Annotated in this window: 15 protein-coding genes; 7 read left to right on the top strand and 8 right to left on the bottom strand. The window is 52.8% G+C overall.

Annotated elements, in window-relative coordinates; genetic code table 11:
* Positions 1 to 14 precede the first annotated feature (14 nt).
* From rpoN to DDT52_RS10360, 7 genes are all read right to left on the bottom strand, one after another.
* Entirely contained in the window at positions 15 to 1448 is a 1434-nt protein-coding gene (gene rpoN, locus DDT52_RS10390) for an RNA polymerase factor sigma-54 (protein WP_136156276.1), read from the bottom strand.
* A 48-nt stretch (positions 1449 to 1496) separates the two neighbouring features.
* Complete coding sequence (lptB, locus tag DDT52_RS10385) at positions 1497 to 2222, bottom strand: LPS export ABC transporter ATP-binding protein (RefSeq protein ID WP_109053764.1); 726 nt, start codon at positions 2220 to 2222, stop codon at positions 1497 to 1499.
* Positions 2223 to 2225: 3 nt separating this feature from the next.
* Positions 2226 to 2798 (bottom strand): lipopolysaccharide ABC transporter substrate-binding protein LptA, encoded by a 573-nt coding sequence (lptA, locus tag DDT52_RS10380; protein WP_136156275.1) that lies wholly within the window; start codon positions 2796 to 2798, stop codon positions 2226 to 2228.
* Positions 2779 to 3345 (bottom strand): LPS export ABC transporter periplasmic protein LptC, encoded by a 567-nt coding sequence (lptC, locus tag DDT52_RS10375; protein ID WP_136156274.1) that lies wholly within the window; start codon positions 3343 to 3345, stop codon positions 2779 to 2781. Before lptC ends, lptA begins: the two co-directional genes overlap by 20 nt.
* A complete protein-coding gene (kdsC, locus tag DDT52_RS10370) occupies positions 3342 to 3908 on the bottom strand; it encodes a 3-deoxy-manno-octulosonate-8-phosphatase KdsC (protein ID WP_136156273.1) in 567 nt (188 codons plus the stop codon). Before kdsC ends, lptC begins: the two co-directional genes overlap by 4 nt.
* A 92-nt stretch (positions 3909 to 4000) precedes the next feature.
* The gene (gene kdsD / locus DDT52_RS10365; protein ID WP_136156272.1) at positions 4001 to 4987 is read right to left on the bottom strand and encodes an arabinose-5-phosphate isomerase KdsD; all 987 of its coding nucleotides are present in this window, start codon (positions 4985 to 4987) and stop codon (positions 4001 to 4003) included.
* Between the two features lie 89 nt (positions 4988 to 5076).
* On the bottom strand, positions 5077 to 6039 hold the full coding sequence (locus tag DDT52_RS10360) for a calcium/sodium antiporter (protein ID WP_136156271.1): 963 nt from the start codon (positions 6037 to 6039) through the stop codon (positions 5077 to 5079).
* Between the two features lie 304 nt (positions 6040 to 6343).
* On the opposite strand from DDT52_RS10360, the gene mlaF reads away from it, so the two are divergent.
* The 7 genes from mlaF to murA all read left to right on the top strand — a co-directional run bounded on the left by mlaF (position 6344) and on the right by murA (position 11239).
* Positions 6344 to 7156 (top strand): phospholipid ABC transporter ATP-binding protein MlaF, encoded by an 813-nt coding sequence (gene mlaF / locus DDT52_RS10355; protein ID WP_136156270.1) that lies wholly within the window; start codon positions 6344 to 6346, stop codon positions 7154 to 7156.
* A 7-nt stretch (positions 7157 to 7163) separates the two neighbouring features.
* Positions 7164 to 7946: a lipid asymmetry maintenance ABC transporter permease subunit MlaE gene (mlaE, locus tag DDT52_RS10350; protein ID WP_136156269.1), complete on the top strand. Its 783-nt coding sequence runs from the start codon at positions 7164 to 7166 to the stop codon at positions 7944 to 7946.
* A 4-nt stretch (positions 7947 to 7950) separates the two neighbouring features.
* Complete coding sequence (gene mlaD, locus DDT52_RS10345) at positions 7951 to 8517, top strand: outer membrane lipid asymmetry maintenance protein MlaD (protein ID WP_136156268.1); 567 nt, start codon at positions 7951 to 7953, stop codon at positions 8515 to 8517.
* A 12-nt stretch (positions 8518 to 8529) separates the two neighbouring features.
* Entirely contained in the window at positions 8530 to 9162 is a 633-nt protein-coding gene (gene mlaC / locus DDT52_RS10340) for a phospholipid-binding protein MlaC (protein WP_136156267.1), read from the top strand.
* A gap of 13 nt (positions 9163 to 9175) precedes the next feature.
* Complete coding sequence (mlaB, locus tag DDT52_RS10335) at positions 9176 to 9478, top strand: lipid asymmetry maintenance protein MlaB (protein ID WP_136156266.1); 303 nt, start codon at positions 9176 to 9178, stop codon at positions 9476 to 9478.
* Between the two features lie 191 nt (positions 9479 to 9669).
* Positions 9670 to 9924 carry a BolA family iron metabolism protein IbaG gene (gene ibaG / locus DDT52_RS10330; RefSeq protein WP_136156265.1) on the top strand — a complete coding sequence of 85 codons (255 nt, stop codon included), beginning with the start codon at positions 9670 to 9672 and terminating at the stop codon, positions 9922 to 9924.
* A gap of 52 nt (positions 9925 to 9976) precedes the next feature.
* The gene (murA, locus tag DDT52_RS10325; protein ID WP_136156264.1) at positions 9977 to 11239 is read left to right on the top strand and encodes a UDP-N-acetylglucosamine 1-carboxyvinyltransferase; all 1263 of its coding nucleotides are present in this window, start codon (positions 9977 to 9979) and stop codon (positions 11237 to 11239) included.
* Between the two features lie 90 nt (positions 11240 to 11329).
* Here the strand turns inward: murA and degS are convergent, their stop codons facing one another.
* Positions 11330 to 12415: an outer membrane-stress sensor serine endopeptidase DegS gene (gene degS, locus DDT52_RS10320; RefSeq protein ID WP_136156263.1), complete on the bottom strand. Its 1086-nt coding sequence runs from the start codon at positions 12413 to 12415 to the stop codon at positions 11330 to 11332.
* Positions 12416 to 12432: the final 17 nt, after the last annotated feature.

Genomic DNA, 12432 nt, shown 5'->3' with positions numbered 1-12432 from the left:
CTTCTCTGTTGAGATCAAACCAGTTGTTTACGCTGATTTGATGGTGGGATAGATAAAGACTCTCGATATTTCGCCACCGTACGCCGCGCCACGATAATGCCCTGTTCAGAGAGCAGCGTGGTCAGTTTGCTGTCGCTTAAAGGCTTGGCGGGGTTTTCTGCGGCGATTAACTTTTTGACCAGCGCCCGGATAGCCGTTGACGAAGCTTCACCGCCGTTGTCGGTATTCACATGGCTGGAGAAGAAATATTTTAGTTCAAAAATACCGCGTGGACTGTGCAGAAACTTTTGTGTGGTCACGCGGGAAATGGTGGATTCATGCATATCCACCACCTGGGCGATATCAGCCAGCACCATCGGTTTCATGAATTCTTCACCCTGTTCAAAAAAATCCTGCTGTTGTTCGACAATACAGCGAGTCACTTTGAGCAGGGTATCATTACGGCTCTCCAGACTTTTGATTAACCAGCGCGCTTCCTGTAAATGGCTACGAATAAACTGACCGTCGCTATCGCTACGGGCGCTATTGCCCAGCGCGGCATATTGTTGATTGATCTGGAGCCGGGGCACGCTGTCGGTATTCAATTCGACCACCCAATGCCCCTGGATCTTGCGTACCAGCACGTCAGGAATGACGTATTCGGACTCACCGGTATTGATGGATTGGCCCGGACGGGGATCGAGGGATTGAATCAGCGCCAATGCTTCTTTCAGTACGTCTTCTTTCAGACGGGTTGAACGAATCAGGCTGCGGAAATCATGATTGGCCAGCAGGTCGAGGTAGTCGCTTACAATCAGCTTCGCTTCCGCGAGGCGCGGCGTATCCTCAGCAAACTGAGAAAGCTGTACCAGCAGGCAATCGCGCAGGTCGCGCGCGGCAACCCCTACGGGATCAAAACGTTGTACCCGCTTGAGTACGGCTTCTACTTCATCCAGCGTGACGTTTTCATCCCCAATGCTGTCCAGAATATCTTCCAGCGGCACGGTGAGATAGCCGGTATTGTCCACCGCATCGACGATGGATGTCGCTATCGCCGCATCGGTATCTGAAAAAGGCGTCAGTTCCACCTGCCACATCAGGTAGTCCTGAAGGGTCTGTGTCGTTTCTCCCTGGTAGATCGGTAACTCTTCATCCCGGTAATCCGTACCGGTACCGGAGGGCGTGCCTGCGGAATAGATTTCGTCCCAGGTCGCATCAAGCGGCAGCTCTTCCGGCATATCTTTCTGTTCCAGTGCTTCGCCGGTATCCAGCGAATCACTGTCGACCGTCTCGAATGACTCTATTTCTTCGTGGTTGTCCGTCTGCTCAAGTAACGGATTGCTTTCCAGCGCCAGTTGAATCTCTTGTTGCAGTTCAAGCGTGGACAGTTGCAACAGACGGATTGCCTGCTGTAGCTGTGGAGTCATGGCCAGTTGCTGGCTAAGCCTGAGTTGCAAACCTTGCTTCATAAGTAGCGCCAACTTCCTTATATATTATTCAATGGAAACACTACCCTATCAGAGTCGGAAGCCTTCGCCCAGATAGACGCGTTTTACCTGCTCATCGGCTAAGATTTCGGTCGGGGAGCCGTGGGCGATCAGGTGCCCCTGACTTACAATATAGGCGCGCTCGCAAACATCCAGCGTTTCACGGACGTTATGATCGGTAATCAACACACCAAGCCCGCTGTCACGCAGATGCTCAATTATTTTTTTTATATCAATGACCGAAATGGGATCAACGCCGGCAAATGGCTCATCCAGCAGGATGAATTTGGGATTTGCCGCCAAGGCCCGGGCGATTTCAACCCGGCGCCGTTCACCACCGGAGAGCGATTGTCCCAGACTATCGCGTAAATGAATAATATGGAATTCTTCCATTAGTTCATTCGCCCGGTCTTCCTGTTGCTCCGAGGTCAGATCTTTACGGATTTGCAAAACGGCCATCAGGTTGTCATAGACGCTCAACCGGCGAAAAATCGACGCTTCCTGCGGTAAATAACCGATCCCGCGCAGGGCGCGATCGTGTAAAGGAAGCAGGCTGATATCGTCGTCATCAATCACAATTCGCCCTTCATCGAGCGGGACAATGCCGACAACCATATAAAATGTTGTCGTTTTCCCGGCGCCATTCGGCCCCAATAGGCCGACAATCTCGCCGGAGTTGACGGTAAGGCTGACGTTTTCCACAACCCTGCGGCCTTTATACGCCTTAGCCAGATTTTCTGCGATTAATGTTGCCATAAGTTATTCAGTGACTCGTGGTTGCGGTTTTTGAGAGGGGGAGGATGAGCTCTTGTTCGTTTTCTCCTGAAGCTGAGAAGGAACCAATACCGTAGTAACACGTTTACCTTTGTCGCTGAAGGCTTCCATCTGCTGTTGCTTCACCAGATAAGTGATGCGATCGCCTTTCACATTGCTGTCCACCTGCTCCAGATAGGCATCACCGGTCAGCACCAAAAAGTCATTAGCCAGTTCATAGCGAACTTTCCGGGCATTGCCTTTTACGGGTTTGCCGTTGTCCTGCATCTGATAGAACGTCACGGGGTTACCGTAGCCTTCAATAACTTCACGACCCTGTGCTCCCTGTGGCCGGGTAACGACGACTTTGTCGGCTTTGACCTCAATCGTTCCCTGTTTCACCACGACATTGCCGGTGAACGTTACCGTGTTGCCCTGCATGTCCAGAGATTGCTGCTCTGAGTCAATATGAATAGGCTGATTGCTATCCCCGGTGACGGCCAGCGTGGAAACGCTGACGGCTAACAACGAGCTGGCGATCAGGGTGCTACGCATCAGGTTATTGGTTTTGGATTTCATAGGAGGTTTTTACCTTTTCGATCAACTCGGCTGTCTTGTTACGCAGATTTCCGCGCATTTTCATCCCGTTGGAAGTAAAGCTGGCGCCATACAGGGTGACTTCATCATCGGAAGAGACATCCTGAGTGACCAGATTCACCTGGGCATTGTTTGTTTTGATTCTCTCCAACTGTGAGTCGTTTGTCAGGCTGTTAACCTCGACATGCCCATACAGATAGAGCACCTTATCTTTTGTCAGCTTGGCGCGGTCGGCGCGCACTGACCAGGTTGCCGTTCCCTGTTCGTTAAACAATGTCGCGATAGGCGTCGTAAACCAGCTCAGTTGCTCGTCATCGAAATATTCCGCCTTGTCCGCGATCAGACGGTAGCTCAGCTTCCCGGCCGGACTGTAAATCTGGGTGGTGGTTTTCTCGCTGGTATACACCGGTACCGCAGGGGTAGCGGTGTCTGCCGGCGGCGCCGTTTCGTTATCTGCAATATTCCAGCCGATCAGAATGAGAGCCAGCAATGCCAGCAAAGCTGTCAGCCAACGCTTGGTTTTACTCATATCGACAACCCTTTGGCATGCTCCAGCTTATCCTGTGAAAACAGGATCAAATCGCAAAGTTCACGCACCGCGCCACGTCCACCCGCGATGCGCGTAACGTAATCAGCCCGCGGCAACAGTAACGGATGTGCGTCTGCCACGGCAACGCTCAGGCCGACCTGCGCCATCACCGGCCAGTCGATCAGATCATCGCCGATATAGGCGGTCTGGCTGGCCGTTACGGATAGTTTATCCAACAGATCGTTGAAGGCCAAAACCTTATCGGATTGTCCCTGATAAAGATGAGTGATCCCCAGTGTCTTGCAGCGATCCACCAACAGGTTGGCCGACCGCCCGGTAATAATGGCGACCTCAATACCGGACGTCAGCAGGCAGCGGATGCCATAGCCATCACGAACGTTAAAGGCTTTCAGCTCTTCACCGTGATTGCCCATATAAATCAGGCCATCCGACATTACTCCATCAACATCGCAGATTAACAGGCGAATTTCACGGGCCTTATCCAGTACCTGCCGATCGACAGGTCCATAGCAGGTATCGGTTTGTGCCCTGGTTTCACTCATTGACGTTTATCCTTGGTTCTTTTGGCTCTACGGTGTGTTGACTTCGCTATCGCGTATTTTCCGTGCGATAACGGGTTATCTGCGAGGGCATATTACACCACGCCTGCGCGCAGCATATCGTGCATATGAACGATCCCGACCAGACGATCGTTTTCCGCAACCAGCAGCGACGTAATATGACGTGACTGCATCAGGTTCAGGGCATCCACGGCCAGCGTTTGCGCTGTGACCCGGATACCGCCGACGGTCATCACATCAGCAATGCGTGCGCTGTTCAAGTCAATCTTCATGTCGAAGATTCGGCGTAAGTCCCCATCGGTGAAGATACCGAGGATTTTCATGTCCGCGTCGCAAATGACCGTCATTCCCAAATTTTTGCGCGTAATTTCCAACAGGGCGTCGCGCAGAGAGGCGTCATGGGGAACATGAGGCATTTCTTCACCCGAGTGCATGATATCGCTGACGCGCAGCAAAAGTTTGCGGCCTAGTGCGCCACCGGGGTGGGAGAGGGCAAAATCCTCGGCGGTAAAGCCGCGTGCCTGTAATAGCGCGACGGCCAGCGCATCTCCCATCACCAGCGTCGCGGTCGTACTGCTGGTCGGCGCCAGGCCAAGCGGACAGGCTTCTTGCGGAACATGGATGCACAGATGGATATCCGCCGCTTTCCCCATGGTGCTTTCGGGGTTACCGGTCATGCAAATCAGGAAAACCCGCAGGCGTTTCAGCACCGGGATCAGCGACAGGATTTCGTGGGATTCGCCGGAATTGGAAATGGCGATCACGATGTCATGCGGCGTTACCATGCCCAGATCGCCATGGCTGGCTTCTCCGGGATGGACAAAAAAAGCGGGCGTTCCGGTACTGGCAAAGGTGGCGGCCATCTTACAGCCGATATGGCCGGATTTTCCCATCCCCATAACGACCACTTTCCCCTGACAGTGGAAGATTTTTTCACAGGCTTGAGTGAAATGATCATCAATGTATTGATCCAACTGTGCCAGGCCTTCGCGTTCAGTATTCAGAACCTGTTTGCCTGCCTGCTGAAAATCAAAACCGGGTTGTAGTTCAAAATGTGACATACCTGAATAATCCTGCTTGTTTTGATGTTTTGGTTAATACCCTGATGTTCTGGTTAATCAAACAATTTGCTAATCAGACCACGGGCTACTCAAACAAAGAACAATACCGAGAGATAAACGACAAACGCGCAGAGCAACAGCGCGCCGGCACCTTGCCCGATACGACGCTTTCTGCTGAGGCACAGCGCCGCCAGCAATGCGCTGGCTCCCAACATGACCCAATAATCACGCCCGAAGGCAAGGGGGTTGAGCGTACCTGGCGAAAGCAGCGCCGGTACGCCCAACACGATGACGATATTAAAGATATTCGAACCGATGAGATTACCCAGCGCAATATCATCTTCCTTTTTCAGCGTACCAACAATGGCGGTGGCCAATTCGGGCAGGCTGGTGCCAATCGCCAGCACCGTGAGGCCGACGGTCAGTTCGCTGATATTAAAATAGCGGGCAAGTACGGTGGCATTGTCGATCACCATACGGGCGGCCATGGGTAGAATAATCAGGCCGAGAATCAGCCATAAAACGGCGACCATTTGATTGCTGTCGGCCTGCGGCAGTTCGGCTAACTGTTCCCGCGTCAGGCTGTCTACGCCTTCCTGCTGCGCCAGACGGGTCATGCGGATCATCAGGAACAGGAATATCCCGGCGGCGGTCAGGAGAATCACGCCGTCGGTACGGCTCAGATAGCTATCATGAAGTAAAAAGCCACATAAAACGGTGACCAGCAGCATAAGCGGAAATTCACGGCGCAACAGCTCTGAATGCACGGTCAAAGGGCGGATCAGCGTGGCACTGCCGAGAATTAACAGGATATTGGCGATATTGGAGCCCAACACGTTACCGACGGCCATATCGATCTGATGGTTCAGCGCGGCGGTCACGGAGACAATCAGTTCGGGCAGCGAGGTACCGAAACCGACGATGGCAAGGCCGATAATGAAAGGCGGCAGACCCAAAACGCGCGCCAGAACGGCGGCGCCATATACCAGACGATCGGCACCATATACCAGTAATACCAAACCGACGATCAAGAGTACTGTCGCAAAAAGCATGCCGCGTCCTTTATTAAGGTATAATCACTGGTTCACTGATTGATAAGCCCGTATTTCTGGACGAATTTCGAACAAAAAAACGCTTTTCATCATTAGCGTTAATTCTGACTGTGTAGGGCGGAAAAGTAAAACCTATGGCGGTTTTGTTCAGCCATTTGGGACAAGAACTTACGGTAAGTTTTTGTAAAACTCGGGCTTTGCAGGATATCAACCATTAGGATTTAGAGATGGGGCCGCATTACCGCTATTCGTTTAAAACTGACGATCGCAGCTAATACGCTGATTCGGTAAGGAATATGAGATAATGAACCATAAGGATACCAACCTGGTTGAGATTCGCGGCATGAGCTTTCGACGCGGAGATCGGCCGATTTTTACAGATATCACGTTGAACGTTCCCAAAGGGAAAGTCACCGCGATCATGGGACCTTCCGGTATCGGTAAAACAACATTGCTTCGCCTGATTGGCGGGCAGCTTCCGCCGGACAGCGGGGAAATCTGGTTTGATGGCGACAATATTCCGTCGCTGTCACGCACGGAACTGTACAATGCCCGCAAAAAAATGAGCATGTTATTTCAGTCTGGCGCGTTATTTACCGATCTGAACGTGTTTGATAATGTCGCCTGGCCGCTGCGTGAGCACAGCCGGTTGCCGGAGCCGCTGCTGCGCAGCACGGTGATGATGAAGCTGGAGGCCGTGGGGCTACGGGGAGCGGCCGACCTGATGCCGGCGGAGCTTTCTGGCGGGATGGCGCGGCGTGCGGCGTTGGCGCGGGCGATCGCGCTCGATCCGCAGCTGATTATGTTCGATGAGCCTTTTGTCGGACAGGATCCGATCACGTTGGGAACGCTGGTCAAGTTGATTGATGAACTGAATCATGCGCTGGGTGTTACCTGTATTGTCGTATCTCATGACGTGCCGGAAGTCATGAGTATTGCCGATTACGCTTATATTATTGCCGAGCGGCAGGTTGTGGCGGAAGGGACGCCGGAACAGCTGAAAATGAACGATGACCCCCGGGTGCGCCAGTTTCTGGATGGCATTGCCGATGGTCCCGTTCCTTTCCGCTTCCCGGCGGATGATTATAAAACCGCACTGTTAGGTTCAGGGGGTTAACGAACTCATGTTATTACAGGCGTTGGCGTCGTTAGGACGTCAGGGAATTTCTACCTGTGCCTCGTTTGGCCGTGCCGGACTGATGCTGTTTAATGCGTTGGTGGGCAAACCTGAATTCAGGAAACAGTGGCCGCTGCTGATCAAACAACTGTATAGCGTCGGTGTTCAGTCACTGTTAATCATCATGGTATCCGGTCTGTTTATCGGTATGGTGCTCGGTTTGCAAGGGTATCTTATTCTGACCACCTACAGTGCGGAAGCCAGTCTGGGCATGATGGTGGCGCTTTCGCTGCTCCGTGAGCTCGGGCCGGTGGTTACCGCGTTGCTGTTTGCCGGACGTGCCGGATCGGCGCTGACCGCGGAAATTGGTCTGATGAAGGCGACCGAGCAGTTGTCCAGCATGGAAATGATGGCGGTTGATCCATTGCGTCGCGTTGTCGCACCGCGTTTCTGGGCCGGATTAATCAGTATGCCGTTGCTGGCGATAATTTTTGTCGCCGTCGGTATCTGGGGAGGGGCGCTGGTCGGCGTGGACTGGAAAGGCATCGACAGCGGGTTCTTCTGGTCTGCCATGCAGGGCGCGGTTGAATGGCGGCAGGATGTACTGAACTGCGTGATTAAAAGTATCGTCTTCGCGATTACCGTGACCTGGATTGCGCTGTTTAACGGCTATGATGCGATTCCGACTTCAGAAGGAATCAGTCGGGCGACGACCCGTACCGTTGTGCACTCATCACTCGCGGTACTGGGATTGGATTTTGTGCTGACAGCACTGATGTTTGGGAACTGATTCAATGCAAACAAAGAAAAATGAAGTTTGGGTTGGCGCATTCATGCTGATTGCGCTGTGCGCCATCATCTTTTTGTGCCTGAAGGTCGCCGATCTCAAATCGATCGGTAGTGAACCGACCTATCGTCTGTACGCGACGTTTGACAATATCGGCGGTCTGAAAACGCGTTCGCCCATTCGAATCGGCGGCGTGGTTATTGGGCGGGTAGCGGATATTTCGCTTGATGAGAAAACCTACCTTCCCCGCGTAGCGATGGATATTCAGGCGCGCTATGACCATATTCCTGATACCAGTTCTCTGGCAATCCGCACCTCCGGCCTGCTGGGCGAACAGTTCCTGGCATTGAATATCGGTTTTGAAGATGAAGAGATGGGGACTTCAATACTGAAAGACGGCGGCGTTATTCAGGACACCAAGTCAGCGATGGTATTGGAGGATCTCATCGGTCAATTCCTATATAAGAGCGGTGGCACCAGCGAGGATAATGCCGGTCAGACAGGTTCTGGCCCGGCAACTGGCGAGGCGGTGACGCCCGAACCTCAGAGTCAGCCCGTTACTTCACATCCATAAGAGGATATCTGCATGTTTAAACGTTTACTGATGGTGGCTTTACTGGTGGTTACGCCATTGGCCAACGCTGCCGATCAAACGAACCCTTATCGCTTGATGAATGAAGCGGCGGAAAAAACTTTTAATCGCTTAAAAACCGAGCAGCCGCGCATCAGACAAAATCCAGACTATCTGCGTAATGTCGTACGCGAAGAGCTTCTGCCGTATGTACAGGTCAGATATGCCGGCGCGTTGGTTCTTGGCCGGTACTATAAGGATGCGACACCCGCTCAGCGCGATGCCTATTTCAAAGCCTTTGAAGCCTATCTGGAACAGGCATACGGGCAGGCTCTGGCGTTATATCACGGGCAAACCTATCAAATCGCGCCCGATCAGCCGTTGGGCGATGCCAACATTATCGCCATTCGCGTGACGATTATCGATAACGGCGGCCGGCCGCCGGTACGTCTGGATTTCCAATGGCGTAAAAACAGCCAAAGCGGCAACTGGCAGGCCTATGACATGATTGCGGAAGGCGTCAGCATGATTACGACCAAGCAAAATGAATGGGCGGCTACGTTGCGTCAAAAAGGCGTTGACGGCCTGACCCAACAGCTTGCCGCCGCAGCGAAACAGCCGATCACGCTGGATCGGCAAAACAACTAATCTGGGTAGAGACATGGCGAATGCACTGAGTTGGCAGTCACTGGAATCGACGTTGGTATTAACCGGCGATCTGGATCGCGAAACGCTGTTACCGCTCTGGGAACAGCGTGATACGTTGCTGTCAGGTAAAACGGCGTTGGATGTTTCTGGTCTGGAACGTGTTGACTCGGCGGGGCTGGCTTTGCTGATACATTTTTATTACCAGTCCGCTTCGCAGGGAGGCGGACTGAAAATTATTGGGGCTGGCGATCGGCTAAAGACGCTGATTGCATTGTATAACCTGAATGAAATCATCCCTGTGTCTCAAACTGCATAGCGCGCATCGACAATTCGTTGTCAAATCCCCCTTTTTTGCGTTATGCCTATACCAATAGATTTCCAGCCGCGGGACACGCGCCTGCGGCTTGAAAGATGAAGGATAGGGGGATTTCTTTGTTTAAGATAATGCCGTATTCATCTAAGATACCACCCTGTTTATCATCCCCCCTGACATAGAAATCGAGAGTGATGGAAAATAATGAAATTAAAGATGTGCTGATGAAGGCATTGGCACTCGAGGAAGTCCATGTTTCTGGCGATGGCAGCCACTTTCAGGTCATCGCTGTCGGTGAGCTTTTCACTGGCATGAGTCGGGTGAAAAAACAGCAGGCAGTGTATGCTCCGCTGAAGGAGTACATCGCGGATAACCGTATTCATGCGCTGTCGATTAAGGCGTATACGCCGGAAGAGTGGCAGCGTGACCGCAAGCTGAGTGGTTTTTAAGCTTGTCGTCATATGACGCAATATTGAATTGAAACATTGAGAAACAGCGACTATGGATAAATTTCGTGTGCAGGGGCCAACCCGGCTAACTGGTGAAGTCACCATTTCCGGAGCCAAAAATGCCGCACTGCCGATTCTGTTTTCTGCCCTGCTCGCAGAAGAGCCGGTAGAAATCCAGAATGTGCCGAAGCTGCGGGACATTGATACAACAATGAAGTTGCTCTCTCAGTTGGGAGCGCGTGTTGAACGTAATGGTTCAGTACACGTGGACGCCAGCGAGGTTAATGTTTTTTGTGCGCCTTACGAACTGGTGAAAACCATGCGCGCATCAATATGGGCATTGGGACCGTTGGTGGCGCGCTTTGGGCAAGGTCAGGTTTCTTTGCCCGGTGGTTGCGCGATCGGCGCGCGTCCGGTGGATTTGCACATCAATGGCCTTGAGCAATTGGGGGCAAAAATCACGCTGGAAGAAGGCTATGTGAAGGCTTCCGTCGATGGCCGCCTGAAAGGCGCCCACATTGTGATGGATAAAGTCAGCGTGGGCGCCACGGTGACCATAATGAGTGCGGCAACGCTGGCTGAAGGTACCACCATTATTGAGAACGCTGCGCGTGAGCCGGAAATTGTTGATACGGCGAACTTTCTGAATACGCTGGGCGCTAAAATCAGCGGTGCGGGCAGCGACAAAGTGATTATCGAAGGTGTGGCGCGACTGGGCGGCGGGGTTTATCGCGTTCTGCCTGATCGTATTGAAACCGGGACCTTTCTGGTTGCGGCAGCCATTTCCGGCGGTAAGGTGGTTTGCCGCCGGACCCACCCGGAAACACTGGATGCGGTGCTGGCTAAACTGCGTGAAGCAGGGGCCGACATCGAGATCGGTGAGGACTGGATCAGCCTGGATATGCACGGAAAACGGCCGAAAGCGGTAACCGTTCGTACTGCGCCACATCCGGGTTTCCCTACCGATATGCAAGCTCAGTTCAGCCTGCTGAACCTGGTGGCGGAAGGGACGGGGGTCATTACCGAAACGATTTTCGAGAACCGCTTTATGCACGTGCCGGAACTCATCCGCATGGGGGCACAGGCGGAAATTGAAAGCAATACGGTAATTTGCCACGGCGTGGAAAAACTGTCCGGTGCGCAGGTCATGGCAACCGATTTACGTGCTTCAGCGAGTCTGGTGCTGGCAGGTTGTATCGCCGAAGGCGTAACCATCGTTGACCGTATTTATCATATCGATCGTGGTTACGAGCGCATTGAAGATAAATTACGTGCGCTGGGGGCGAACATTGAGCGTGTAAAAGAACACGATTAAGCGTGAGCGCGACGTCGGTATTATGATTAGCAGCCGGGTGGGTTTCCCCACCCGGTTTTTTTATGGCAGAGCTACCCCTGCCCGCCGAATTCAGTTGGCCGGAAACTCCTGAATCGTCATGTCTAACTTGATTTCTTTAGGGCCGCGCTTGATCACCACGGGAACGACGGTTCCGGGCCGTATTTCTGCAATTTGATCCATGGTTTCGATAACCGAACGTGTCGGTTTATTGTTAACGCTGACTAATATATCTTCGACCTGAATCCCTGCTTTATCCGCGGGGCCTCCAATGTCGACGGTTCTGACCTGGATACCGTTAGGGCGTCCCTGGCGGCTGCCGTTTTCGATACTTTCGATATCTTCTATCTGTACCCCGTTGATGCCGATATAGCCGCGAATGACGCGGCCATCGCGGATCAGTTTTTCCATCACCTTGGTCGCCAGCTCAACGGGAATGGCGAAACCAATCCCTTCTGGCGTTTCACCGTCGGCACTTCTGTCAAAGGACAGCGTATTGATGCCAACCAGTTCCCCCAGCGTATTCACCAGAGCGCCGCCGGAGTTACCATGGTTGATGGATGCATCGGTTTGCAAAAGATTTTGCCGGCCATTTTGTCGGCTGTCCTGTCCGACCGCGCTCAGCCCGACGCGTCCTGTCGCACTGATGATCCCCTGGGTAATGGTTTGTCCCAGGTTGTAGGGATTGCCGATAGCCATGACGACATCGCCCACGTGCGCGATACGACTGGTATTGATCGGGATAACGGGCAAATTGACACCGTTAACTTGCAGAACCGCCAGATCGGTCAGGCTATCTGAGCCGACAACCGTTGCTTCATAGAGTCTGCCGTCCTGAAGCGCGACCAGAATTTGCTGTGTGTTATTAATAACGTGCTTGTTGGTCAGGATATAGCCTTTGTCACTCATGATGACGCCAGAACCCAGCGTTCGAATATTGAGTTCGGTCGTCTGTTCCGTATTGGGAACTTTGTCATAGATGATCACTACGGCTGGCGCTGCACGGCGGACCCCGTCGTAATAGCTGACTGGGGTGGCGGAGGCTGGTGTGTCATCGCTCTTCTGCCATGCCGTAGGGCGCAGCGTGGGAACCGCAGCCAACAGAATGCCCGCGGCGATCACGCCGAGTAGGATGGAACGTAATAACTTAGCAAGCATAAGCGTGTTTTACTGTG

The sequence above is a fragment of the Brenneria roseae subsp. roseae genome, assembly GCF_003115845.1.
In the GTDB taxonomy this organism is placed as follows: Bacteria; Pseudomonadota; Gammaproteobacteria; order Enterobacterales; family Enterobacteriaceae; genus Brenneria; species Brenneria roseae.
This window is presented reverse-complemented; position numbering and strand designations above follow the sequence as displayed.